At 57.6% G+C, this 25887-nt stretch carries 24 protein-coding genes; 21 read left to right on the top strand and 3 right to left on the bottom strand.

Annotated elements, in window-relative coordinates; genetic code table 11:
- The first annotated feature begins 123 nt into the window (after positions 1-123).
- The 4 genes from WC683_08995 to WC683_09010 all read left to right on the top strand — a co-directional run bounded on the left by WC683_08995 (position 124) and on the right by WC683_09010 (position 5339).
- Positions 124-1914: an AAA family ATPase gene (locus tag WC683_08995; GenBank protein MFA4972737.1), complete on the top strand. Its 1791-nt coding sequence runs from the start codon at positions 124-126 to the stop codon at positions 1912-1914.
- A gap of 224 nt (positions 1915-2138) precedes the next feature.
- Positions 2139-2747, top strand: coding sequence for a tetratricopeptide repeat protein (locus WC683_09000; protein MFA4972738.1), 609 nt, complete (start codon positions 2139-2141; stop codon positions 2745-2747).
- Between the two features lie 696 nt (positions 2748-3443).
- Positions 3444-4277: a DNA damage-inducible protein D gene (dinD, locus tag WC683_09005; protein MFA4972739.1), complete on the top strand. Its 834-nt coding sequence runs from the start codon at positions 3444-3446 to the stop codon at positions 4275-4277.
- Positions 4278-4361: 84 nt separating this feature from the next.
- A complete protein-coding gene (locus WC683_09010) occupies positions 4362-5339 on the top strand; it encodes a hypothetical protein (protein MFA4972740.1) in 978 nt (325 codons plus the stop codon).
- 132 nt (positions 5340-5471) lie between these two features.
- Here WC683_09010 and WC683_09015 read toward each other — a convergent pair whose 3' ends face one another.
- On the bottom strand, positions 5472-6260 hold the full coding sequence (locus WC683_09015) for a hypothetical protein (GenBank protein MFA4972741.1): 789 nt from the start codon (positions 6258-6260) through the stop codon (positions 5472-5474).
- Between the two features lie 141 nt (positions 6261-6401).
- On the opposite strand from WC683_09015, the gene lysS reads away from it, so the two are divergent.
- From lysS to WC683_09070, 11 genes are all read left to right on the top strand, one after another.
- Positions 6402-7895, top strand: a complete 1494-nt coding sequence (lysS, locus tag WC683_09020; GenBank protein MFA4972742.1) for a lysine--tRNA ligase — start codon at positions 6402-6404, stop codon at positions 7893-7895.
- 7 nt (positions 7896-7902) lie between these two features.
- Positions 7903-9156: an ABC transporter permease gene (locus tag WC683_09025; protein MFA4972743.1), complete on the top strand. Its 1254-nt coding sequence runs from the start codon at positions 7903-7905 to the stop codon at positions 9154-9156.
- 7 nt (positions 9157-9163) lie between these two features.
- A complete protein-coding gene (locus WC683_09030) occupies positions 9164-10519 on the top strand; it encodes an FtsX-like permease family protein (protein MFA4972744.1) in 1356 nt (451 codons plus the stop codon).
- A 5-nt stretch (positions 10520-10524) separates the two neighbouring features.
- Positions 10525-11205 (top strand): ABC transporter ATP-binding protein, encoded by a 681-nt coding sequence (locus WC683_09035; protein MFA4972745.1) that lies wholly within the window; start codon positions 10525-10527, stop codon positions 11203-11205.
- A gap of 21 nt (positions 11206-11226) precedes the next feature.
- Positions 11227-13533 carry an outer membrane protein assembly factor BamA gene (bamA, locus tag WC683_09040; protein MFA4972746.1) on the top strand — a complete coding sequence of 769 codons (2307 nt, stop codon included), beginning with the start codon at positions 11227-11229 and terminating at the stop codon, positions 13531-13533.
- 87 nt (positions 13534-13620) lie between these two features.
- A complete protein-coding gene (locus WC683_09045; protein MFA4972747.1) occupies positions 13621-14160 on the top strand; it encodes an OmpH family outer membrane protein in 540 nt (179 codons plus the stop codon).
- An 8-nt stretch (positions 14161-14168) separates the two neighbouring features.
- The gene (locus WC683_09050; GenBank protein ID MFA4972748.1) at positions 14169-14732 is read left to right on the top strand and encodes an OmpH family outer membrane protein; all 564 of its coding nucleotides are present in this window, start codon (positions 14169-14171) and stop codon (positions 14730-14732) included.
- Positions 14733-14734: 2 nt separating this feature from the next.
- Positions 14735-15385, top strand: a complete 651-nt coding sequence (locus WC683_09055) for an FHA domain-containing protein (protein ID MFA4972749.1) — start codon at positions 14735-14737, stop codon at positions 15383-15385.
- Positions 15386-15392: 7 nt separating this feature from the next.
- A complete protein-coding gene (locus WC683_09060) occupies positions 15393-16265 on the top strand; it encodes a YicC/YloC family endoribonuclease (GenBank protein ID MFA4972750.1) in 873 nt (290 codons plus the stop codon).
- A gap of 5 nt (positions 16266-16270) precedes the next feature.
- On the top strand, positions 16271-16834 hold the full coding sequence (gene gmk, locus WC683_09065; protein MFA4972751.1) for a guanylate kinase: 564 nt from the start codon (positions 16271-16273) through the stop codon (positions 16832-16834).
- Positions 16831-18990 carry a bifunctional (p)ppGpp synthetase/guanosine-3',5'-bis(diphosphate) 3'-pyrophosphohydrolase gene (locus tag WC683_09070; protein ID MFA4972752.1) on the top strand — a complete coding sequence of 720 codons (2160 nt, stop codon included), beginning with the start codon at positions 16831-16833 and terminating at the stop codon, positions 18988-18990. The genes gmk and WC683_09070 overlap by 4 nt, the downstream gene beginning before the upstream one ends.
- A 12-nt stretch (positions 18991-19002) precedes the next feature.
- Here WC683_09070 and rpmB read toward each other — a convergent pair whose 3' ends face one another.
- Positions 19003-19191 carry a 50S ribosomal protein L28 gene (rpmB, locus tag WC683_09075; protein ID MFA4972753.1) on the bottom strand — a complete coding sequence of 63 codons (189 nt, stop codon included), beginning with the start codon at positions 19189-19191 and terminating at the stop codon, positions 19003-19005.
- Between rpmB and WC683_09080 the strand changes: the two genes are divergently transcribed.
- From WC683_09080 to rsmI, 6 genes are all read left to right on the top strand, one after another.
- Positions 19190-19633: a YraN family protein gene (locus WC683_09080; protein MFA4972754.1), complete on the top strand. Its 444-nt coding sequence runs from the start codon at positions 19190-19192 to the stop codon at positions 19631-19633. The genes rpmB and WC683_09080 overlap by 2 nt on opposite strands.
- A 22-nt stretch (positions 19634-19655) precedes the next feature.
- A complete protein-coding gene (locus WC683_09085; protein ID MFA4972755.1) occupies positions 19656-21431 on the top strand; it encodes a long-chain fatty acid--CoA ligase in 1776 nt (591 codons plus the stop codon).
- A 74-nt stretch (positions 21432-21505) separates the two neighbouring features.
- Positions 21506-21910 (top strand): DUF4870 domain-containing protein, encoded by a 405-nt coding sequence (locus tag WC683_09090; GenBank protein MFA4972756.1) that lies wholly within the window; start codon positions 21506-21508, stop codon positions 21908-21910.
- Positions 21911-21924: 14 nt separating this feature from the next.
- Positions 21925-22332, top strand: a complete 408-nt coding sequence (locus WC683_09095) for a DUF2752 domain-containing protein (protein MFA4972757.1) — start codon at positions 21925-21927, stop codon at positions 22330-22332.
- 30 nt (positions 22333-22362) lie between these two features.
- The gene (locus WC683_09100) at positions 22363-23997 is read left to right on the top strand and encodes an NAD+ synthase (GenBank protein MFA4972758.1); all 1635 of its coding nucleotides are present in this window, start codon (positions 22363-22365) and stop codon (positions 23995-23997) included.
- Between the two features lie 9 nt (positions 23998-24006).
- Complete coding sequence (gene rsmI / locus WC683_09105) at positions 24007-24690, top strand: 16S rRNA (cytidine(1402)-2'-O)-methyltransferase (protein MFA4972759.1); 684 nt, start codon at positions 24007-24009, stop codon at positions 24688-24690.
- On the opposite strand, the gene murB is transcribed toward rsmI, so the two are convergent.
- A complete protein-coding gene (gene murB / locus WC683_09110; GenBank protein MFA4972760.1) occupies positions 24678-25568 on the bottom strand; it encodes a UDP-N-acetylmuramate dehydrogenase in 891 nt (296 codons plus the stop codon). The two genes, rsmI and murB, sit on opposite strands and share 13 nt — an antisense overlap.
- Positions 25569-25887: the final 319 nt, after the last annotated feature.

The following is a 25887-nucleotide window of genomic DNA, read 5'->3' on the forward strand; positions in this document are numbered from 1 at the left end:
AGCAATGCAGGAGATTGTTTTATAGACATTAAAGTTTGTATCGTGATTTGCGGTTGTATTATGTTTCTCATGGATTCCACTTAAGTTAAATGTTGGGCCGGGACAACATAGAGAGGGTAATGAATGAAGCTCCATCATCTACGAATTGAAGGCTACAAGAGAATCGAAATGGCAACAGTTATGTTCGGCGACGCAACCTTCTTGATCGGTCCCAATAACACCGGGAAGAGCACGGTTCTGAGCGCTATCACGCATTTGCTTTCTGCAAACAAACGGATCCCAGAGATCGAGTACTACAGCGTACAGGATGAAGCAACAAATGAACGCAAGACAGTCTCAAACAGAATAGTGCTTGAAGCTGAGTTTCGGAACCTGCCAGTCGAGTCCAAGTCGTGGCGTGGTTTCAAAGGACGCATATTCGAGTACGACCCCGGTAATTCGGGAGAGAGCGGTCTATGCCTCACCTACAGAAAGACCTATGAACTAGGCAAAGAAGTTGTGATCGAACTGAAGAGTAAAACGCGAACGATGAAGGCGCAATATGCTGATGTTACTACACCGCAGGAACTTATTGATCTGGGTATTGAGGCTGATCTTGTCGGTGAGTTGTTCGATGATCTGAAGAAAAAGTTCACAGCTGCAACACGACTAAAGCTGCAGGAAATTAACGATCTATGGGATATAGGCACAGAAGACACTTGGTTTCAAAATCCGGGAGGTATTCCGGGAGTTGTGCTGGTTCGGCTTCCACGCTACATAATTATACCAGCTGATACGGCGAGCAACGAAATGTCCAGTGGCGGAGTGCTGCCAAAAACACTGAATGAATTGTTTGAGGACGTACGTGGAACCTCCCCCAACTATCGAGAGGCACAAAAATTTCTCGATAAATTGGCTAAGGAACTCGACCCATCGGATGCAACCTCCGAGTTCGGCAAGATGATTATCGAGTTGAACGCAATTATTGCGAATGTTTTCCCCGAGTCAAAGATACATGCGCACGCAGATCTCAGTGACCCAGACAAGTCACTCAAACCGACCTTTACGGTGGAACTGTCAAGCAATATACGTACACCGGTTGATCACCAAGGCGCTGGAATGGTGCGCTCAGCGGTGTTTGGAATTCTTCGATTCAGACAAAAGTGGCTCTCAAGAAGAGAAGACCAAGACATTAGGAGATCAATCATTATTGGGTTCGAGGAACCGGAGATATATCTACACCCGAGCGCGGCTAACCAAATGAGGGATACGATATACGAGCTGTCCGCCCAGGATTCTCAAATCGTTGCTACTACGCACTCCCCATACCTGATTGATCTCGCGAGAAAGCCCAAACAAGTGTTGAATAGATTTTCCTTTGCTGGCGGTGGAATTCAGGCTCAGCCTTTCAACGTCACAGACGCGTTCAAGTCACTTCAGGATGAGGACAAAGACTACGTCAAGATGATTCTCAAGGTTGATGATCATATTGCGCGGGTTTTCTTCACAAAACGAATTGTGGTCGTGGAGGGAGATACCGAGGACATAGTTATTCGTGAAACATTGAAGCGGATTGAAAAAAGCAAGCAACTTGGCATTCTCGCGAACACTGAAGTGATCAAAGCCCGTGGCAAAGCATCTATTATCGGACTCGCGAAGTATCTAAAGGTTATGGGAATCACGCCATTTGTTATACACGATAGAGATGGTGGTGTCGCAGGCGCAGAGAAGTTCAATGCTCCCATTGAAGCAGCCGTTGGTAAGGCGAATGTCATCCAACTCGAAGAGTGCTTGGAGAATGTACTGGGGTATGCCCCACCGTCGACTGAGAAACCGTTCACCGCCTATTCTTTTACGAAAAGTTGGGGGGACTCTTGGACCGATGTGCCCGAGAAATGGCGGCTTGTGATGGAACGGGCGTTTGAGATCAGATGAGAAAAAGGGGGCGTTTCCCGCGCTCCAGCTGACTGAAAATATCATGGGCCGTTTTTGGCCAGGCCGCCCGCCAACGCCGTCTGCCTCTGCGACGGCAAGAAGTGCAAGTGGGTGTGGATGAAAAGAGATAGGTTAAGGGTCAAAGGTGAAAGGGGATGGACATGCGTTACCGACAGTTGACTTACTGTTTAATCTTGGCGGTTACTATCAGCGCCTGTAGCAAAATGTCTGAAGTAGATCGCCTGAAGAAACAAGCAGAGGCAGGAAATGCAGAGGCACAAGGGCAGCTCGGTCATGCCTATTCAGAGGGTATTGATATTCCCAGAGATTATCAGGAGGCTTTTAAATGGTATCTTAAGGCTGCCGAACAAGGTGATAAGTGGGCCCTATTTAACCTTGGCGTTATGTATGCTGAAGGTGAATATTTCCCAAAAGATTATAATCAAGCGTTTAAATGGTACTTGTTGGCAGCAGAGAAGGGGAACTCAGCAGCTCAATTCAATATCGCTCTTTTTTATGCCAATGGTTATGGAGTCCGTAAAGATCCTATTGAGGCAGTAAGCTGGTATCTTAAGGCCTCAAAAAATGGATTTGCCCCTGCTCAAGTTGCTTTAGGAGATGCATACAAAGATGGGTGGGGTGTTAAGAAGGATCTAGTTCAGGCATATGCTTTGTTCAGTCTAGCGGCAACACTGACTCCCAATCCGGATAACCAATCCGTAATTGATATGGCAAAAGTAAAGCGTGAGCTGATTGAAATTGCTTTGACACCTGAAGAAATAGCAAAAGCTCAGAATATTTCGCGCGAGTGGTACACTAAGGAATCGAAGTGAATCCTCAAAAGCATGTAGGATAGAAAAAAGTGTCCGTTTCCCGCCTTGCAGGTAAGTAAAAATATTCCGGACCGTTTTTTGCAAGGCCGCCCGCCGCCACCGACCACCAGATAGATCAGCCCTTGTTTGCCTCCGGGTGGCGCCGGGTCGGGGGACCCCCATTTGACGCCAGCAGCCGCGCAAAGTCATTTGCAGAAACTCGGTGATTGATTGCGGCGATGCCGCAAATGGGGGTGAGCCCGGCGACAGGACCCGGAGGCATCCGTTACGAACCTGCTTCAATACGGAGCGTTAAATGACAGGTTCGAAAAGGCCCGTTTTTCAGGTGCAGCGTTTTCGGCGGCATTGTCAGCAGCGTCCCGCGAAATTTAAGCAGATTTTCCTGGCATGCCTTATGTTTAACAATGTCGTGCATGACGAGGATTCAGCCTTGCCAACGCGAAGCATTTCAGGAAATTCTATATAGAATATAAGCAGTTATACGATATCCCAAAAGGCTACGCAGTGCGTAGCCTTTCTCCAGAAAAAAGAATGGACACCCGGCAGTGAATTCCGAGGACACGACTTCCTTCGCCGCCTCTTGCCGCGGCGAGAAGTGCAAGTGGGTAATGTTCAGGCCGGGGGATGCATCCCGTTTTTTCTTGATAAGTGGATGCTAAGGGCGTTACCGATGACGGTCTGGGAGGTTATTCCACAATGAGCGACAAAGTCGCCACAAGAGACCAACACGTTTCGCCGTTTGAGCGAATCCGGCGCACGAACGAGGCCGGGGCGGAATCTTGGTCGAGTCGCGATTTTTCGCATATTTTGGGCTACACGAAGTACAGCAATTTTGAACAGGTCATGCAGAAGGCAAAATTGGCCTGTTTTAACAGTGGCCATCGGATTGATGACCATTTTGCCGATATCGGCAAAATGGTGGACATTGGCAGTGGCGCACAGCGTGAAATTTCAGAAACGGTTCTCTCCCGCTATGCCTGCTATCTCATCATCCAGAACGCAGATCCTACCAAGGAAATCGTAGCGCAGGGCCAGACATACTTCGCGATCCAGACGCGCCGGCAGGAGATCAGCGACCAGGCGACCGAAGGCGAACGTCGTCTCCTCCTGCGCGACGAGATGCGGACTCACAATGTCCGCCTGGCGGGAGCGGCGAAGGAGGCCGGCGTCATCGAGCCGCGCGATTATGCCATCTTTCAAAATCACGGCTACATGGGGCTCTACGGCGGGTTGACGATGCCGGATATCCGCCGCCGGAAGGGGTTGAAGGAAAGCCAGCAAATCCTCGATCACATGGGGAGCACGGAGCTTGCCGCCAATCTCTTCCGTGCGACTCAGACCGAGGAGAAGTTGAGGCGCGAAAAAATCCGCAACAAGGAAGCTGCGCACAGGACGCATCATGATGTCGGTGTGAAGGTCCGTCAGACAATCCGGGAACTCGGCGGGACGATGCCGGAGAATCTCGCGCCGGCAGAGAGTATCAAGAAGTTGGAATCCAAAAGACGCAAGTCGCTGAAGGCAGGAAAATAGACCCCCTGGAAACGTTCCACCATGTTTGAGGTCTTTTAAATTACTGTCAAATAAATGGCGAGTTGAAAACTTGGAGGCAATCTTATGAGGATTTCTCTGGTAGTGACGATTGCGCTTATTTTCGCGTCTGCGACGGCCTTTGCCCAGACATACCAGCAGAGGAAGAACGAGGGCATGCTCCCCGACAGACAGCCTTCGTCCGCAACTTTGCAGATGTTTCGCTTCGGCGGAACGCGGGTCGGCGAGGAGGTCTACGTGACCGGGACCCCTTCGTTCGAGAGTTATTCCGTGCCCGCCGCTGCGCTCATCGACGTGAAGAAGGGAGGGGAGATCAAGGTCGAGATCAAGCGCAACGACAAGGCTCCCGTGTTCCTCGACACCGTGGAACTCGTCGCGGGCAACAAGAGGTACAGGCCGAAGAAGGCCATGGCGGACGGCAAGGACGTGACGAAGAAACTCGCGATGAAGGATGAGGATTGCGTCAGCTTCAAGGACCTCGTGCTCGAGTTTCCGCCTATCGGCGACGTGGATATCAAGACCGTGACACTCGATTTCACTGCATCGGCCGGCCACGTCTCGAAGACCATAGCCATGCCTGCGCAGAAGGACGGCCCGACGATCGTGCAGAGCTCGAAGTACTTCAATTATCTGCCGGGCTCCAAGAAGGGCTCGGTGGTCCTGGACAACGTCTTCATGACAGAGGCGGAGCTGGGCAGGCCCAACTACACGCAGAAGGTGACTCTCGCCATAGGAGAGGGGAGGGAGTCGATCAAGATGTGGGTGCGCGACGACGGCGCAAATCTCTCCGTGGCGCTCGACGTGGCCGCGGACAATACATTGGACGAGGCGAGCGACAAGACCGTGCTATACGTGCGCGGCAGGGACGGACTCAAGTCCTTCACTGCGGGGGCGGGCGGCGACGAGTATGGCCGCATGGGAGCGGCCTACACCGGCGATTCAAAGGCCGAGCACCGCGTCTATGAGTTCGTCATCCCGTTCTCCCTGCTTCCGCAGCTGGACGACAAGGGCAAGTGGGGCATTGCCTTCGCGGTGACGATGTGAAGATAGATGTGAAAATATAGGAGAAGTATAGGGGACAGTCCGAGGGGTTAGTCGATGCGATCATGCGCGAGCATCCTGAACTTGATCGAGAAAATGTGCGTCACACGAAGAGAAAAAAAGAAAAGAAGCTGATCAGAAATCATCCCAGGAGATTCCACGAGGGTATGAGGCGGAGGCAGTGACCTGTGAGGCGGGCGCGGGTTCCGGCGCGTTCTCGGTCCCCACAGTCCAGTCGTCCGGATCCTGCCAGTCTGCGTCCTGCGTCCTTGCGAAGTAGACGGTCACAACGCCCGCGGCTTCCAATGTCCTCAGCTCCGGCAGCTCGTACATGTAGAAAATGCGGTTGGCGCGAGCGCCCTCCACAAAACACCACGACTTGACGGGCTGGCCCGTCAGCGCGGCGATCGAGGTCGCCATGTCGGCGTATCGCTGCGAGTACTGGCCCCAGATCACGTCCGCCTCTGTAAACGTCAGCGGGAAGGGGTCGGCATACTCCTCGCCGTAGATCGTGACCACGCCGTCCACCGCGTTGCCGCGCTCGTACCAGTGCTCCGTGAGCATGGTGACGTAAGCCGGATACTGGTTGGAGGTGGTGGCGCCCTCGTCCCAGATCGCGCACTGGGGCGCGGCTTCGGAAGAGGCGCAGTGCACGTTGATCGAGTCCAGCACGCGCACCAGGCTCCCGTGGTTTCCGGCGCCCGACCAGTAGCCCATGTGCGCCTGCGTGCCGCTGGTCACGAGAAGCGGCGCATAATCGACCGCATTCTCAAGGAGCTCGCCTGTAAAGTTAGCATTGGCTGTCTGCGCTGTCTTTGTCGCGGCCGGCGTGAAGAGCGGTGTGTAGGGATCGAACTGCGTGCTTCCGCACGCGGCGAACAGGACGAAGAGGCCGACAATGGAGACGAATTTATTTTTTTTCATGCCGTGAATATATCTCATTTTTGGCTGCTCGGTCACTAGACATTTTTTGCCCTCTTCACCCTTGACTTCCTCTCTCAGCCTTATATAACTCCCCGAAATTTCGAACTTTTCGCCACAATTTGCACTTCCGGGGGGAGCAGCATGTCCGAGGATATCAATCAATATGTGACGCTGAGGCGCGAGAAGGCGGCAAAACTCAGGGAGATGGGGCTCAACCCGTTTCCGAACGATATCTCCGCCACTCATACCGCTGCTCAGATCCACGCGAAATTCGACGACAAGGACGCAGCTGCGCTTGAGAAGATCGATGATACCTTCTCGCTCGCCGGCCGCATCATGGCGATCCGCGCATTCGGGAAGGCGGCCTTTCTCAAGCTTCGCGACAGGGCCGGCGACCTGCAGATATTCGTCCAGAAACAGGCGCTCGACGATAGACAGTTCGAACTCTACAAGATGATGGACGTCGGCGATTTCGCCTGGTTCCACGGCAAGCTCTTCAGGACAAAGACGGGCGAGCTCACCCTGGCTGCCGACGGGCTCAAGTTCGTCACAAAGGCGGTCCAGCCGCTGCCCGAGAAGTGGCACGGGCTCACCGATGTGGAGGCCCGTTACCGCCAGCGCTACGTGGATATGATAGTCAACGAGGGCGTGAAGCGCACCTTCGTGATCCGCTCGCAGATCGTGCAGGCAATCCGCGAATTCCTGGTCGCCAAGGAGTTCCTCGAGGTCGAAACGCCGATGATGCACCCGATCCCCGGGGGGGCTGCCGCCAAGCCGTTCGTCACTCATCACAACAATCTGGACCAGGACCTCTTCCTCAGGATAGCGCCGGAGCTCTACCTCAAGAGGCTCGTGGTCGGTGGCATGGAGCGGGTATTCGAGATCAACCGCAACTTCCGCAACGAGGGGATATCCATTCAGCACAACCCCGAGTTCACGATGCTCGAGTTCTACCAGAGCTACGCGACCTACGAGGACCTGATCAAACTCACCGAGGAGATGCTCTCGGAGGTCTGCAGCAAAGTGATGGGCGCAGACGAGATCTCGTACCAGGGCGAGAGGATCAGCTTCAAGGCGCCGTTCGCCAGGTACACCATGAAGGAGTCGCTGGTGAAGATCGGCGGAGTGGACCCAGGCATCCTCGAGTCCCGCGACAAGGCGCTCAAATACGCCCTCTCGCTGGGCGACAATCTCAAGTCAAAGAGCGAGGGGCTCGGCGCGATACTGACCGAGATCTTCGAGCTTACGGTCGAGAAGAAGCTCACCCAGCCCACGTTCATCACGCAGTACCCGACCGAGGTCTCGCCGCTATCGAGGAAGAACGACGCGGATCCTGAGGTCGTCGACCGCTTCGAGCTGTTCGTGTACGGCCGCGAGATCGCGAACGCTTTCTCGGAGCTCAATGATCCCGAGGACCAGGCCGCGAGGTTCAAGGCGCAGGTCGCGGCGCTCGGCCGCGGCGACGAGGAGGCGATGCACTTCGATGACGATTACATCTGCGCGTTGGAATACGGCATGCCGCCGACCGCGGGCGAGGGGATCGGCATCGACAGACTCGTGATGCTGCTCACGGATTCTCCGTCGATCAGGGACGTCATCCTCTTCCCCTTGCTCAGAACAAAGCAGCAGGACTGAAACCAGGATGAATATTCCTCTCATCTCATGGGTCGCTCAGCGCTACCTCAGCTCCAAGAGCGCGGGCAGCTACGCGCCCCTGCTCACCGCGACCGCGATAGCCGGCATCGCGGCGGGCGTCATGGCCCTCATCGTGGTCATGTCGGTGATGCTCGGGTTCAGGAAGGAGCTGGCGCACAAGCTCGCGGGTTTCAACGCGCACATCACCCTCACGAGATCAGACGGTGCGGGCGAGATGGGCGCTGATGAAATCAAATCGCTCATCCCAGGCGTCGACTTGAAGGACATCTCCCCCTTTGTGCAGGGCGAGGTTATCGCCGCGGCCGAGGCAGGGGACGAGGCGGCGGTGCAGGGCGCGCGCGTACGCGGCATAGACCCGGCCCGCATGGGAGCCCTTGAGGGGGTCGATCTGTATTTTTCCAGGGGCGAGGACGGCGTATCGGGGCTGGCGGACAGCGATGCGTCGGGTCTGCCCGATGCGATCGTCGGCAGCGAGGTCTCGACGCAGCTCATGGTGCACCCTGACTTCGACGATGCGATCGCGCTCATCGCGCCGCTGGCCGAGGTCGGCCCTGCGGGCGATCTCATCCCCAACAGGAAGAGGTTTCGCGTCGCAGGGCTCTTCAAGGCGGGGATCTATGAGTTCGACAGCAAGTATGTGCTGGTGGGGCTTGATGAGGCCAGATCGCTCCTGGGTCAGCAGGCGGAGGAGGGCTGGCACATACGGCTCGTCGATCCTGCGGACACCCCCGATGTCATCGCCGTGGTGCGCGCCGGGTTGCCCCCGGGCTGGAAGGCGTCGGGTTTTGACGAGCACAACAAAAAGCTCTTCGCAGCGCTCAAGCTCGAGCGCGTCGCCATGTCGGCGATACTGATCATGGTGCTCCTGATCGCCTCGTGCTCGATCGCCGGCGTAGTCCTCCTCACCACGGCTGCGAAGAGGAAGGACATAGCAGTGCTCCAGTCCATAGGCATGCCGGGCCTCTCGGTCAGGCTGGTATTCATCATCCACGCTGCCTTTATCGGCGTGATCGGCGCCGGGGCAGGGCTTATCCTAGGCGTACTGATCGCGCTGGCGGCAAACCGCCGACCCTTCAGGTTGCCTGATTCATACTATCTCGATTATCTGCCGGTTGACCTCTCCTTCACGCATGCGATCGCCTTCGCGATCGTCGGCGTGGCGGTGGCGATAGCGGCCTCTATCTATCCTGTGAGCCAGGCCGCAGGGCAGGACCCGGTCGAGGTGCTGAGATACGAATGAGGTGGGGATGTCTCTAGTCGCGTTCATAAGCAGGCGATTCAACGGTCAGGGACGGACTCCGCGTTCGATCAGGATCATGCGGGTCGTGGCCGGCGCGGGCGTGGCGATCGCCGTCGCAGCTCTCGTGATCTCCTCTTCCGTGGGCGCGGGATTCGAAAGGGAGTACGAGAAGGCGCTGCTCGACTTCAACTCGCACGTGATCGTGATGTCCGGAGGGGAGATCCCGGACGAGAGGGCGGCCATGGAGAGCCTGCGTCAGTTCAGCGGCGCGACTGAATCGGAACTCGGTCTGGCGCGCAGGTGGGGTTGGCTTGACGGCCTCGTCGGCAACGGTTCCTGGCTGGACAACGTCATGCCAAAGACAGTGATGGAGAGGGCGGCGCAGGTGCGCGAGATAAAGGAGAGGCAGATGATCTCCATGTCGCCGTTCCTCTATCGCGAGGCCATGCTCGTAGGGCCCCAGGTCATCAGGGGCGTGATAGTGAAGGGCATAGACCCGCATCGCAAGGACTCGGTCGGCAATATGCGCATAAGCCTAGCAGGGGGAGAGGTTTCCCTGGAATCCGCGCTGGGTGCGAAGGGGGGCGCGATCCCCGTGCTCCTCGGCTCCGCTATGGAGGCTTCGATAGGGCCTCTGGCAAAGAGGCTTCGTCTCGTCATACCATCGAAGGAGGGGCAGAGGTTCGTCGAGCTCGTGCCTGTAGGGAGTTTTGAGTCCGGCATGCACGACTATGACGCGGAGTTCATGCTCATGGACATAGGCGCTGCGCGGAGGATCTTCGGGGTGGCTGAGAGGGCGGCCAGCGGAATAGAGCTCAGGCTCTCCGATCCCAGGGACGCGGGCCTGTTTGCCCAGGCTATGGAGGAGAAGCTCGGTTCGTCTTTTTCCGCAACGACCTGGGGAGATCTCAACTATGATCTTTTGGCCGCGGTCAGGCTCGAACGCCTGGTCTCGGCGCTGATCATGAGCATCATGCTCGTGGTCGCGGCGCTCAACATCATCGCGGTGCTCGTGCTCACTGCGATAAAGAGACTCCCCGAGATTGCGGTGTTCAAGGCGTTGGGCCTCAAGGATCGCGATCTGGAGCGGGTGCTCATCAGGGGAGGGATGAACGTGGGATTCAAGGGGATATCGGTGGGCCTGGCGATCGGCCTCCTTGTGTCAATTCTTACGAAAAAACTGGGACTTATACCGCTCGACGCGGAGATCTACATGATTGATTCCCTCCCGATTGACATTTCGTGGATGATATGCGGCATTATCGCGTTCTTTTGTCTTTCAGTGCTGTGGCTTGCGTCCAGGTTCGCGGCAAAGAGGCTCGCCGGGATGGACCCGGCTGAGGGACTGGCAAGGGCGAGGTGAACGGGATGGCGTTTCTTGCTGCCAAAGGAATCTGGAAGATTTATGCCGACACGGCTGAGCCTGTCGAGGTGCTTCGCGGGTTGGATATCTCAATCGAGAACGGCGAGGCGGTCGGCATATTCGGCGCGTCCGGCAGCGGCAAGTCGACGCTGCTGCACATAATCGGCGGCCTGGACAGGCCCACGGAGGGCTCTGTGAACGCGGCGGGGTTCGATCTCGGCGTGCTCTCCGACGACGAGATGGCGCGTTTCAGGAACAGAGAAATAGGATTCGTATTTCAGTTCTATCATCTGCTCCCCGAGTTCACCGCGCTTGAAAACGTCATGCTGCCTGCCCTCATCGGCGGACACGCGCGGTCGGCGGCAGGCAAGATGGCCATGGATGCGCTCGATGCAATGGGCCTCTCGGCCAGGCGCGATCACAGACCGGCCATGCTGTCCGGCGGCGAGCAGCAGAGGGTCGCGATCGCCAGGGCGGCGGTGCAGAGGCCGAAGCTCATCCTGGCTGATGAGCCGACCGGCAACCTGGACCGACAGACTGGCGCGAAGGTTTGGGAGTATCTCGTGGATCTGAACAAGCGCCTCGGTATCGCGTTGATCGCGGTCACGCACAATCGGGAATTGATAGACAAGTCGATGACCGCGTACGAACTCAAGGATGGAAAGCTCAACAGACTCGGTGCATAGCGAGTGCGGAAAAGGAATTCGATGCGCAATCAGGGGGGAGTCCTGAAAAGGTTTTTGGCGATATTCCTGGCCGTGAGCATGGTCGCGATCGCGCCGGCCGGCGTCGCCCATGCGGGCGGCCAGGTCGTGCGCGAGATCGAGTTCAGCGGCAACAACCGCACGCCCGAGGAGACTCTCCTCACCACCATCAATACGCGCGTCGGCGCTCCCCTCAACGACGAAGTCCTGGATGGCGACGTGAGGGCCCTCTACAAGCTCGGTCAATTCAGGGACGTCAAGGTCGAGAGCGATCCGGGCGCCGGAGGCGTGAAGCTCAAGTTTGTGCTCGATGAGAAGCCGCTGATCTCCGATATCGCGTTCCAGGGCAACAAGAAGATAAAGAGCGACGACTTGAGGCCGGAGGTGACCCAGCGCACCTTCAACGTGCTCGATGACAAGGCGGTCGCCGAGTCGATGCAGAAGATCCGCGAGGCCTACGCGAAGAAGGGCTTCTACCTCGCGGATGTCGATTACCACCTTGAGGCGACCGATAAGGGCGACGCCAAACTCGTCTTCGACGTGCGGGAGCACAAGGGCGTGATGGTCAGACGCGTGCTGTTCGTCGGCAACAAGGTCTTCAAGGACAAGGAGCTGCGCAAGGTCATCAAGACGAGGCAGAAGGGAGCCTTCTCCTTCCTCACCAACTCCGGCAAGTATGAGGAGGAGATCCTCAAGAACGACCTCCTCTTCCTCACCTATCATTACCTCAATCACGGCTATCTGAGGGTGAAGATCTCGCCGGCCAAGACCACGATATCGAAGGACCGCCGCTACATCTTTGTCACATTCCAGGTCCACGAGGGCGAGCAGTATCGCATCGGCCGGATCGGAATATCCGGAGACATCCTCACCACGAGGCAGGAGCTCGAAGGCGCGCTCGTGACGAAGACCGGCGACATATATTCGCAGAGGACGCTGGACACCGACATCCAGGGGCTCATCGAGAGGTACGGGGACGAGGGCTATGCGTATGCCAACATAGTGCCTCAGACCGTGCCGAACGACGAGAACCTGACCGCGGACATAGACGTCCGGATAAGCAAGGGCGACCAGATCACCGTGGAGAGGATCAACATCTCCGGCAACGCCACCACGAGGGACAAGGTCATAAGGCGCGAGCTCGCGATAATGGAGGACGATCGCTTCAGCGAGCGTGCGCTCAAGAAGAGCCGCGAGAACCTCATGCGGCTCGGTTTCTTCGAGGACGTCAACTTCGCGACGCCCAGGGGCAGCCGAGACGACACGATGGTGCTCAACGTAGAGGTAAAGGAGCGGCCCACCGGCACCTTCAACATCGGAGCCGGTTTCTCCTCGGCCGAGAAGTTCATGGTGAACGCATCCGTCCAGAAGGACAACTTCCTGGGCTACGGGATCAGCGGACAGATATCCGCGGAGCTCTCCAAGAGGCGTCAGCTGTTCATGCTCTCGATAAGCGACCCGTATTTCCTCGACACGAAGATGATGGCCGGCATATCCGGCTATCGAAACTCGTACCACTACAACGACTTCAAACGCTCGGCCACGGGAGGCGACATATCCCTCGGCCGGCGTTTCTTCGACTGCTATTCCTGGCAGCTGGGCTATACCCTCGAACAGGTGGAGGTGGGCGATTTCAGCTATGTGGTCCCGCAGTTCTTCAGGCAGGACACCAGCGGAATCACATCCCAGCTCTCCTTCACGCTCTCCAGGGATACGCGCGACAATCGCCTCACCCCGAACAAGGGTATGTACAACATCCTCACGAACGAGGTCTCCGGCGAGAAGCTCGGCGGCGACAACGACTATTACAGGGTCAATTTCAGGACCATGTTCTACCAGCCAATCATCAAGAAGCGGCTCATCTTCAAGGAGTTCTTCCGGATAGGTTACATCAAGAGCCTCAACGACCGCCCTGTTCCGCTCTTCGAGAGGTTCTTCACCGGAGGCGTATTCTCGCTCAGGGGCTACCAGCCGGATTCCGTGGGCCCGAGCATGCGGATACCCAGCTCGGTGTCCGGCAACGACGAGATCTTCGTGTACGGCGGCGACAAGATCATGCTCTTCATCACCGAGTTTGAGATACCGATCTACGACAAGGCGGGCATAAGGGGGGTGGTCTTCTTCGACGCCGGCAACGCCTTTGCCGAGAATGAGAACTTCGACCTGAGAAAGCTCAGGCTGGACTACGGCTTCGGAATCAGGTGGAATTCCCCCATGGGCCCCTTGCGCTTCGAGTGGGGGTTCCCGATCGACCGCAGGGCTGGGGAGGAACCGGTGGTATTCAACTTCACGATCGGCAACTTCTTCTAGGAGGGAGATTCCTCTTGCAATCAGAGGGTTTTTCGTATTATAAGCGCTCAATTTCAATAGTTTAACCGAACATAGAGGAGGTATGACATGAAGAAAGTTGCAGCATTGCTCGTGGCCACTATGATCCTGGGCTTCTCTTTTGTCGCCATGGCCGAGAAGAGCTCGGAAGGCGTCTCGACCGGCGGCACGGTGAAGATCGGCTACGTGGACATGAACAGGGCCCTCAACGAAGTGCGCGAGGGCAAGTCGGCCAAGGCTCAGCTCGAGGCGGACGGCAGGGCGAAGAAACAGAAGCTCGAAATCATGCAGAATGAGATCAAGGCGATGAAAGAGGACCTGGACAAGCAGAAGCTGATCCTCTCCAAGGATGCGCTGCAGCAGAAGGAGGCCCAGTTCCAGCAGAAGTTCTACGAGATGCAGAAGATGACTGTGGATTTCGAGCGCGAGTTTGCCGAGAAGGAAGCCAATCTCATCAAGCCGATCGGCATGAGGTTGCAGACGGTCATCCAGAAGATCGGCACGGATGAGGGTTACACCATAATAGTACCGAGGGAGATGGCGCTCTATTCCCTCCCCGGCGCTGACCTGACGGACAAGGTCATCAAATCGTTCGACGGGGGCAAGTGAAGGGCGGCGTGAAGAGGAAGAGCGTTAGTCTGTCGATAATGGCCGTGCTGGCCCTCGTGGCCGGTACGGCCATTTGTGTTCCCGCGCGCGCGGCCGATGAGGTCGGTGCGGCCAGGATAGGTTATGTGGACATAGGTTCCGCCCTCAACAAGGTCTCGGACGGCCAGGCCGCAAAACGGCAGCTCAAACTCGAGTTCAAGGAGAAGCAGCAGAGGCTCAATCTGATGCAGAAGGAGCTCGAGGCCTTGCGCGATGAGCTCGACCGCGAAAGGATCGCGCTCTCCTCCGAGGAGCTCGAGTCTAAGGAGCGCGCCTATCGGGAGAAACTCACCGACGTGCAACGACGCTTCGCAGACTTCCAGAGGGATATGGGGGAGCGCGAGGCAAGGCTCACCGACGAGATACTCAAGAAGATAAGGCAGATAGTGTCGAACATCGGAGAGGAGGAGGGCTACGCGCTCATCCTGGAGCGATCCCAGGACGTCGTCCTATATTCGCCCAACGCCGGCGATCTCACGGAGCGAGTCATCAAGGAGTACAACAGCGGTTCGGGGAGCAAAAGGGGGAGGTAGGCATGTCGCTCGACGGGCGTCTGCTCGAGATGCTGGTATGCCCGCAATGCAAGGGTTCTCTTCTGGAGGTCGAAGGGGGACAGGGTCTTTCCTGCAATCGCTGCAAACTCAGATATCCGATCCGCAATGGAGTTCCGATAATGATATCGCAGGAGGCGGGTGATCTCAGGACCGATTCGGCGGGAGGCTCTGCGGTAAAAATCGCGCGCGCGGGCTTCAGGGTCACCGAGGGCAGGGATGCGGGACTCACCTTCCAACTGGAGCCTGGGACCTGCAGGGCCATGGGCAGGGCCACAGTGGATCCCAACCGCACTGCGGTCTTTAACGTCGACATAGCCTTTGCCCTGGACGAGAGCACCAAGGGGTTGATACTCAAGTATATCGCCGGACAGTTCCAGCAGATAAAGGCGCAGCAGGAGGGGGGCGCGGGCGAAAGGCTCGGCCTGTTCAGACGAGCGCCCGACATCGTCTTGAGCGACGCCAGTCTCTCCAGGCTTCACGCGATGCTCTTTTCCGACGGGGACAACGTGGCGATACTCGACCTCGTGAGCAAGAACGGCACCTACGTCAACGGCCAGGAGGTGGAGTCGAGGATGCTCAAACCGGGGGACGTGATAGAACTGGGTGACACCACCATGATTTTTGAGAAATGAGGCGTATATGGAGTCGATGACAGGATACGGGACCGCTGAGGGGAGGGTCGGCAAGGGCCGCCTCTTCGTGGAGATCAAGAGCATCAACCACCGCTTCAACGAAATCAACGTCAAGATACCCGCGCGCATGGGGGCGCTCGAAGCGCACATCCGCAGCAGGCTGAGCGCGATCTTTCCGCGTGGCAAGGTGGACGTCTTCTTCAAGGAGAAGGAGCCCCTCTTCGGAGGGGTGGCGATCTCCATAGACGTCGAACTGGCGCGGCAGTACCAGAGGTTGCTCAAGAAGATCCGGCATGATCTGCACATCGAGACCGGAGGCAAGTTCCTTGAGATCGTGGGACTGGATAGGATACTGCGCGTTGAGGAGGCGGAGGGCTCATACGAAAAACTCTGGTCCCAGATCAGAAACCTTATTGAAAAGGCGATCTCCGGGGTCCGGAAGATGCGCGCGAGCGAGGGGGCGCATATAGCGAAGGATCAGCGCATGAGGCTCGCCAGCCTCCGCGCGCTCATAGCCGAGATCAAGAAACAATCGGACAGCTCCCTGGATCACCACCTCCACAGGCTGCGCAAGAAGGTCGCCACCGCTACCGGGGCTCAGGTGGATGAGCAGAGGCTCGCCGCCGAGGTGGCCTATCTAGGCGGCAGGCAGGACATCGCCGAGGAGCTCTTGAGGCTCGAGAGCCACATAAAGCAGTACGGCGAGATAATCCGCATGAGGGAGCCGGTGGGGCGCAAGCTCGATTTTCTCCTTCAGGAGATGCACCGGGAGATCAACACGATCGGGTCGAAGGCTTCTGACGCGAAGATCTCTCAGAAGGTCGTTGACTGCAAATCGGAGCTGGAGCGTCTGAGGGAGCAGATTCAGAACATCCAGTAAACGCGATGCGAAAGGGCAAGCTCTTCGTTATATCCGCGCCGTCGGGCGCGGGCAAATCGACGGTCCTCTCCTGCGTCCGCAAGCGCATCAGAAACCTCGACTTCTCGATCTCCTGCACCACGCGCAATCCGAGGGCGGGCGAGGCGCACGGCTCCCACTATCACTTCGTCGAACGGTCTCTCTTCAGAAAGATGATCGAAGAGGGCGCGTTCATGGAATGGGCCGAGGTGCACGGAGAACTTTACGGTACGCCGAGGGCACCGATCGAGAAGGCGATCGCGAAGGGCACCGACGTGATCCTCGACATCGACGTGCAGGGCGGCATGGCTATCAAGAAGATCCGACCGGAGGCGATAACTATCTTTCTGCTTCCGCCCAGCCTGAATGAGCTGAAGAACAGGCTCGGCGGCAGGGCGACGGAGAGCCCCGAGCAGATAAAGTTGAGGCTCGCCAACGCCGAAAAAGAAATGGGATTTGCCTCCAGTTACGATCACAAGGTAGTCAATGACAAGGTCGATCAGGCCTGCGTCGAGATATGCTCGCTCATAGAGGACGCAAGGAAGGGATGATAAGGCTACACGACATACTGGACATGGTCTCGGCGTATATTCCGGACGCGGATCTGGATCTCATACGCAAGGCCTACATCTTCTCAGCCAAGGCCCACCAGGGTCAGACGCGGAGATCCGGCGAACCCTACCTCATACATCCGATGGAGGTCGCTGGGATACTCGCCGGCATGCGCCTGGACGTGCCGTCCATAGCCACGGCCCTTCTGCACGACACGGTCGAGGATACGGTCGCGACCCTTGAGGAGATAGAGACCCTCTTCGGCGAGGAGATAAAGAATCTCGTCGACGGCGTGACGAAGCTGTCGAAGATCCAATTCACGACCAGCGAGGAGCGCCAGGCCGAGAATTTCCGCAAGATGATCATGGCGATGGCCAAGGACATAAGGGTCATCATCGTGAAACTCGCGGACCGCGTGCACAATATGCGCACGTTGGAGCATCTGTCGGAGACGAGGCGCGAGGCGATCGCCCGCGAGACGCTGGACATATACGCGCCGATAGCCAACAGGCTGGGCATCCAGCAGATAAAGACCGAGCTCGAGGATCTGGCGCTCAAGCACCTCAAGCCCGACGTCTATCAGATGATCGACGAACAGGTGAGGAACCGGGCGCAGGCGAGGGACAAGTTCATCACGGACGTGCGCAAGATCATCGTCGGGAAAATGCGCGAGCACAACATCGAGTGCGAGATCCACGGAAGGCTCAAACACTATTACAGCATCTGGCGCAAGATGGAGAATCAGCATATCCCGTTCGACCAGGTCCACGACATAGTGGCGTTTCGCATCATCGTGGACTCGCTGCAGCAGTGCTACGAGGCGCTCGGTGTGATCCACTCGCTGTGGCGGCCCGTTCCCGGCAGATTCAAGGACTATATCGCCATGCCCAAGGGCAACGGTTACCAGTCGCTGCACACCACCGCCATCGGCCCGCATGGCGACCGCGTGGAGTTCCAGATCAGGACTAACGAGATGCACGAGTCCGCGGAGCATGGCATAGCGGCTCACTGGAAGTATAAAGAGGGCAGGCTCATCACCGACAAGGATGAGATGAAGTTCAAGTGGATTCGAAAGCTGCTGGAATGGCAGACCGAGCTCTCGGACCCCAGCGAGTTCCTCGACACCGTGAGGCTCGATCTCTTCGCGGACGACGTGTATGTATTCACTCCGAAAGGCAGGCTCCTCGAGTTCCCCCGCGGCTCGACGCCCGTGGATTTTGCGTACGCCATCCATTCCGACGTCGGGCACTCCTGCATCGGCGCCAAGGTCAACGGCAAGATCGTGCCGCTACGCTATGAGTTGCGCAGCGGCGACACGGTCGAGGTCCTCACCGGCAAGCAGAAGCAGCCGCACAAGGACTGGCTCTCGTTCGTCATCTCTTCCAGGGCGAAGGCCAAGATCCGCCAGTTCATCAGGATCGAGGATAAGGGCCGCAGCTCGCAGCTCGGCCGGGAGCTCCTGGAGAAGGAGTGCCGCAGGTACGGGCTCAACGTGAATCAGGTTTTAAAGAGCGACGAGCTCGAGGAATTCGCTAACAAGGCCTCCTATTGCAAGGAGGAGGGCCTCCTCTCCGCGGTCGGCTACGGCAAGATTTCGCCGATGCAGATCATCGCGCTCTTCGTGCCGCATGAGAAGCTGCACCCGGAGGATCGTCCCAGGGACAAGGAGGCCGAGTCGGTCATCGGCAAGATCGTCAAGAAGCTCAAGCGCTCCAAGGGCATGGTCAAGGTGGGCGGCATGAGCGACATGATGGTCAGCTTCGGCAAGTGCTGCAATCCCGTGCCGGGCGATCCCATCGTTGGCTATGTGACGCGCGGTCGCGGTGTGGTCATACACGTCAAGGACTGCGAGAAGGTGCTGGGCCAGGACGACGAGCGCTTCATCAACGTGGAATGGGATATGTCCAACGCTCAGTCCAGGGTCACGCGCGTAAAGGCCGTCTGTGCCGACAGACCGGGGATACTCGCGAAGATGACTGAGGCGATATCGCAGCAGGGCGGCAACATAGTCGGCGCCTCCATAAAGGTGAACGATGACAAGACGGCCACGAACCTCTTCGAGGTGGAGATAAAGGATATTGCCCAGCTGCGGGCCGTCATCAAGGGGCTGGAGCGCGTGAAGGGGATGATATCGGTGGAGCGAATCAGGGACTAGGGGTCTTCTGTACTATGCTTTTACGACGCTGCCGGAGCGTATGCAGCGCGTGCATACCGTGGCTCTGAATGTGCGGCCGTTGCGGTTGATCCTGATGGTCTGAAGGTTGGGCCTGGATATCTTGCGGGTCTTGATATTAGAGTGGGAGACGTTACGGCCGTAGAGGGTCTTCTTCCCACATATTTCACAGGTGGCTGGCATGTCTTACCTCCGGAAAGTCCTTAAAAAGTCTGGCTCACCTAACATGGATAGGGGTGGCACGCAAGACAAATCTAGAAAAAACAACGGACTAGGGGATTTTGGAGAGGATCTGGCGGTCCGTCACCTTGAGGACATGGGCTTTCGGATTATAGGTAGAAACGTACGCTACAGGGTTGGAGAGATCGATATCGTGGCCATGAGGGGAGACGAGCTACATTTTGTAGAGGTCAAGACGCGCATTTCCGACGCATGCGGGGACCCCATCGAATCCGTAACCCGTACAAAGATGCAGAGGATCCGCAGGGCAGCCGAGATGTATATCCTTAAAGCTAGAAATAACATTAAATATAAAGATATACCCCCTTGTTATTTCGATGTTATTGGTATTGATTTAACTCAAGGGGTTCCGCAGATCGAATGCCTGATCGATGCCTTTGAGTGATGATAGGAAAGAGATGGGCGAGATGAACGAAAAAAGACATATGACCGCGATCAGCGCCTTCTTCGATCGTGCCGACTACATGGGGGGCAAGGTGTGCGCCCTGGTCAAGTCCTCCGGTCGTTACAAGGGCGTGTCGTGGAGCGAGATGAAATCCAGGGTCCTGGCCGTGGCGGCCGGGCTCTCCGGCCTTGGCATAGAGAAGGGCGATCGCGTCGCCATAATGGTCACGACCAGGATCGAGTGGACGATAGCTGATCTGGCCATCATGGCCCTGGGCGCCATATCCGTACCTGTCTACTGCGCGCTCCCTCCGGACCGCATCGCGCATATCCTCGCCGATTCCCGTCCAAAGGCCGCGATCGTCGAGGATGACGCGGTAGTGGAGCTCTTTGAGAAGGCCAGGGCGGTGGGAAAAATCGCTGAGGAGATGCTCATCATCGGTTTGCGTGATGGAACGGGCTCTCATTCGATCGAGGCGCTCGAAAAGGCGGCGGGCGGCGCGTCGATGGATGCTGCCGAGTTCGAGCAAAGGGGGCTGGGCCCTGACGATCCCGCCACGTATGTCTACACCAGCGGGACCACAGGCCGGCTCAAGGGTGTCGTGATAACCCACGGAATGATCATGGCCGAGGTGACCTCGGCTGGGCTCGCGTTCAGGTTCACCCCGAGGCACGTCGGCCTCCTGGCCTTGCCGCTCGCGCACGTGCTCGGCCGCATGATCCAATTCTATCACATGGTGCACGGGCCCGTCCTCGCCTACGCGGAGAGCCTGGAGATGCTCGCGCAGAACTATCTCGAGGCGAGGCCCCACTTCGTCTGCGGCGTGCCCAGGATGTTGGAGAAGATCCAGGAACGGGTGATGGAGCACCTCGACAGGTCGGGCCCTCTTGCGCGCCGTGCTGCCGCATGGGCGCTGAAGGTCGGCGGCGATTTCATCGATATCAAGAAGCAATCCAGGGTGATTTCCGCGTCGCTTCGGATCAAATATGCACTGGCCGACACGCTCGTCTTCCGAAGACTCAGGGCGCGTCTGGGCGGAAGGCTCTTCTGCTTTGTCTCCGGTGGAGCCAAACTCTCGGAGGAGACGACCCGTTTTTTCCATGCCGCGGGCATAAAGGTCCTCGAAGGCTACGGTCTCACGGAGACCTTCGCGGCGGTCACGGTCAACGTCCAGGACGACTACAAGTTCGGCACAGTCGGCAAGCCGCTGGCGGATGTGTCGCTCAAACTGGCGCAGGACGGTGAGATCCTGCTCAAGGGCCCCATGGTCTTCAGGGAGTATCTCAACCTGCCGGCGGAGACCCTTGCCGCCTTTGATTCTGAGGGATACTTCAGGACCGGCGACCTCGGGGAATATTCGAGGGACGGTTTTTTGCGACTCACCGGCCGCAAGAAGGAGATGATCGTTACTGCGGGCGGCAAGAATGTGGCTCCGCAGATGATAGAGGAGGTCCTCGCATCATCGCCGCTGGTGAAGAACGCGATGGTCGTGGGCGACGGCCGCAAGTTCATCGTCGCCCTCATCGCTATAAATGAAGAAGAGGTAGGAAAGAGGCTGGGCAGGGCGCCGGGGGAGAGACAGGGCCTGGCCTGGGACCCCATGACCAGGGCTCTGATCGATGAACACATCAAGGGCTGCAACCGGAAGCTCGCGCGATACGAGACGATCAAGCGCTTTGCGATAACGGATCAGGTGTTCAGCGTATCCGGAGGCGAACTCACCCCGACTCTCAAGGTGCGCAGGGACTTCGTAGCGGACAAATATCGCGACGCGCTGGAGGAGCTATACCGCGATTAGATCGGTGTTGCAGAACTCCGGACTTTAGGGCATAGATATCCCCAATCATTATCGATCACAAAAGGAGGGGGAAAATGAACTCTGCAGGACAGACGCCGCAGGCGCCGCAAACGCCGCCGCAAGGCCAGGGCACCGGTCTCGCCCCGAACATCGCGAGCCTTTTGTGCTACATCTGCTCGCCGATCACCGGGATAATATTCCTTCTCATCGAGAAGGAGAACAACGACGTCAAATTTCACGCATGGCAGTCGCTCGTATTCGGTCTGGTTTATATCGCACTCATCATAGCGCTCGAGATCCTGGCTGCGATACTGGGCATGATAGCCAGCGTGCTTGGGATCATCGTGGGTTTCTTCATCCCGATAGTGATGCTCGCCGCCTTCATCGTCTGGATCGTCTGCCTCGTCAAATCGTATCAGGGCGAGCGCTGGAGGATCCCTGTGCTCGGCGATTTTGCCGCGAAAAAGGCCGGCGTATAGCAGGGGAGAGAGGCGTGCATCTGACAGCGCGCTCAAACTGGGGCTGGGGCGTCATAGTCGGCGTCCCGGCCCTTTTCGTTGTGGCTTATCTCTGGCCCATGATCCCTGCGTTCCTCCGTCCGGGGCTATGCGCGGTGAAAAGGTTTTCAGGTTTCCCCTGCCCGGGCTGCGGGCTCAGGTCTTCTCTTTCGCTGCTGGCGCACGGAGAACTGCGTGGGAGCATAGACGCGCATCCCCTGGGGGTGCTCATAGCGCTCTGGCTCCTGTATGTGGCTGCGAGGGCGATTTTGAGTCTCGTCATGGGCAGGCCGCTGCCGGCGCTATTGAGCCAGGGGCAGCGCGACCTGTTGCTTTATGTTTTCGTTGCGGCCCTTGTCTTGCAGTGGTTGGCCGGGCTTGCCATTTCCTGGATTGGAACGTAGATTCATCTCACGTCTTTAAGAGGGATCCGGATGAAGATCGCGATCGCGCAGATAAACACCACCGTCGGCGACTTTGCGGGCAATTCCGCGAAGATAATCACCGGGATCAGACAGGGGGAGCGCGCTGGCGTCGACGTGGTCCTCTTCCCGGAGCTGGCGATCTCGGGCTACCCGCCCCGCGACATGCTTGAAAAACCCTCGTTCATAGAAGGAAACCTCAGGGCGATCGAGGCTGTGGCGAAAGAGACGCGGGGCACGGCCGCGCTGGTGGGATTTGCCTCCCGCAACGAGTCCAAAGACGGCAGGGGGCTCTTCAACAGCGCAGGGTTTCTCCACGATGGCTCTGTAAAATTCGTACAGCACAAGACGCTCCTGCCTCAGTACGACGTCTTCGACGAGGGCCGCCACTTCGAGCCCGCGAAGGAGCACGAGGTCTACGAGTTCAAGGGCAGGCGCATCGGAATCACGCTGTGCGAGGATCTCTGGAGTAAGCACAGCTTCCGCGGCCGCAGGCTCTATCGAGTCGATCCGGCGCATCTGCTCAAAGAGGCGGGGGCTGAGCTGATATTCAACATCTCCGCATCGCCTTTCACCGTAGGAAAACAGCGGATACGCTATGACCTCTTTTCCGCAGAGGCCAAGTCCGTTGGCCTGCCTGTCTTCTACTGCAACATGGTCGGCGGCAACGACGAGCTGGTGTTCGACGGGAGAAGTTTTGTGCTCGATGCAGAGGGACGTACGGTCTGCGAGGCCCAGGCCTTTGAGGAGGATTTCATCGTCGTGGACAGCGACGCCATGGGAAAACCCAGCGACATCGTCGATCTGCCCGAGGAAGAGGAAATATGGCGTGCGCTGGTCCTGGGGCTTTCGGATTACATGAAGAAATGCGGCTTTGCCCGCGCCGTCGTGGGCCTTTCCGGAGGCATAGATTCGGCAGTTGTCGCCGCGATCGCGTGCGATGCGGTGGGGCCGGACAAGGTCCTCGGCGTGATGCTGCCCTCGCCCTACACCGAGGAACGCAGCCTGCGTGATGCGGAGAGGCTGGCGCGCAATCTCGGGATCTCCACGTGGCATGTGCCGATAAACGAGATCTACGAGACATACCGCCGGGCGCTGGGATATTCGTCGAAGGACGCGGGCGAGGTTTCGCTCGCAGAGGAGAACATTCAGTCGAGGATCAGGGGCAACATCCTCATGGCGATCTCCAACCGCGAAGGCTCGATAGTGCTTTCGACCGGAAACAAGTCGGAGCTCTCCGTCGGCTACTGCACGCTGTACGGCGACATGGCGGGCGGTTTTGCGCTGATATCGGACATCCCCAAGAAGATTGTCTATCGGCTTGCTCAATACGCGAACAGGGGGGGGGAGAGGATCCCAAAGGCCATCATCTTGCGCCCTCCATCTGCGGAGCTGAAGCCCAACCAGGCCGATACGGACAGCCTTCCTCCGTACGACGTGCTCGATCCGATAATGCGCCATTATATTGAGGATCGCATGAGCGCGGAGGAGATTGTGGCAAGGGGGTTCGACAAGGACACGGCCCTGCGCATAATCAGGATGATAGACGCCAACGAGTACAAGCGCAGACAGGCTCCGCCGGGCATCAAGATCACTATGAAGGCGTTCGGCATGGGCCGCCGCTTCCCGATAGCCAGAAAGAGTTAAAACCAAAGCATGGCAGGGACCCTCTACATAGTCGCCACCCCGATAGGCAACCTCGAGGACATCACCGCAAGGGCGATGAGGATCCTTCGGGAAGTCGATCTCATCGCCTGCGAGGACACCAGACATACCAAAAAACTTCTTTCGAAGTTCGACATCCACACGCCGCTCACCAGTTTTTTCAAGGGGAACGAGGGCGAGAAGGTCCTTTCTATAATCGCGGCGCTCACGGCCGGCCGAAACGTCGCACTGGTCTCGGATGCAGGCACCCCATGCGTCTCGGATCCGGGTTTTCCGCTGCTGGCCCGGGCGGCGGAGGAGGGGATATTGATCGTGCCGGTGCCCGGCCCCTCGGCCCTGGCTGCCGCGATATCCGCGGCAGGTCTTCCCACGGACAGGTTCACGTTCGCGGGGTTTCTGCCGGACAAGCCGGGCAAGAGGATGCGCTCGCTGGAGGAGCTCGCTGCCCTGGACCACACGGTCGTCCTGTACGTCTCGCCATGGAAGGCGATAGCGGTGCTCAAGGACTGTCTCGCCGCGTTCGGCGACAGGCGCGCCTGTCTCTGCAGGGAGATCACCAAGATACACGAGGAATTTATTCGAGGGACCCTTCAGGAGATTTTGGACGCTGCTGAAGAGAGAAAGCTCAAGGGCGAGATGACGCTCGTGATAGCGGGCAAATCCTATTCGAGATAGACGACCTCCGGCACCAACCTTATCCCGTGTATCTGTGAGACCCTCTCTGTCATTCGCCTGGTCAGTTCCAGCACCTCGGCTGCGCTGGATGCGCCGTCGGTCACGATGATGTTCGCGTGCGTGGGCCATGGATGCGCGTTGCCGATCCTGAGCTCTTTGCAGCCGGCCTGTTCGAGGAGTTTGCCTGCGGCCACGCGCGTTCCGTCCTTGAGCTCGGGGTTCTTGAAATAGCTGCCGGCAGTGGAGACCTTCGCAGGATCCGGGTGTTTATTCCTTCGATCCATGAGCCTCTTCGCCATCGTGGACTCGATCTCGTGGGCATCCCTTCGCCACAAGGCGAGGGTGGCCTCCAGCACTACCTTGCCTTCGTCCCTGATCGAGCTGCCGCGATAGGTGAAGGCGATCTCTCGTGTCTCGTTCTTCTGTATATTGCCGTTCTTGTCGAGCAGGAGGGCCGAGCGCACGAGTTCTCCCATCGATGTCCCGTAAGCCCCCGCGTTGCCTGCGATGGCGCCGCCGACCGTGCCCGGTATGCCTGCCAGGTTTTCCAGGCCTGAGAGGCCGTTTGTTGCGCAGAAATTGGCCAGTTCCCAGAGCCCAAGTCCGCCCGATACGGTGACTGTGCCGTCAGGGTTGATGACAGGAAGGCAGTCATCCTTGAAAGCTATTATCGCATTGCCCAACCCGGAATCCGAGGCGAGGATATTGGACCCGCGGCCTATCACGTACCAGGCCATGCCCATGGACTCGGCTTTCCATGCTGCCTCCACGACCTCTTCGGCCGACCTTGCTATGCAGAAGGCGCGGGCTGTCCCGCCGATCCTGAATGTGGTGTGCTCAGCGAGCGTCACACCGTTCTGGAAGCATGGCAAAGACATGTGCACTTCATAAAATGAATCACCCTTCGTTTTCAACCAAAATATCAAAAATGTTCTTTATCCACTCGATTATTCGATGTATTATGGGCTTCTTCAACACTTGAAGTGAATTATGAGAGGTATTTTATAGGGTTTTAGGCATATGGAGAGGCGTATGCAAAAGGGACTGCTCGTAATCTCTTTATTGTTTTTAGTCGTTATCCCTGCCTGCGCAAAGGACCTGATCACCGGAAAGACGACGCTCAACTACTACAAGATAGAGAACGAGCACAAACTGGGCAGCCAGGTGCTCGTGCAGCAGACAAAGGCAGCGGAACAG

This window comes from bacterium (genome assembly GCA_041648665.1).
Classification (GTDB): domain Bacteria; phylum UBA10199; class UBA10199; order 2-02-FULL-44-16; family JAAZCA01; genus JAFGMW01.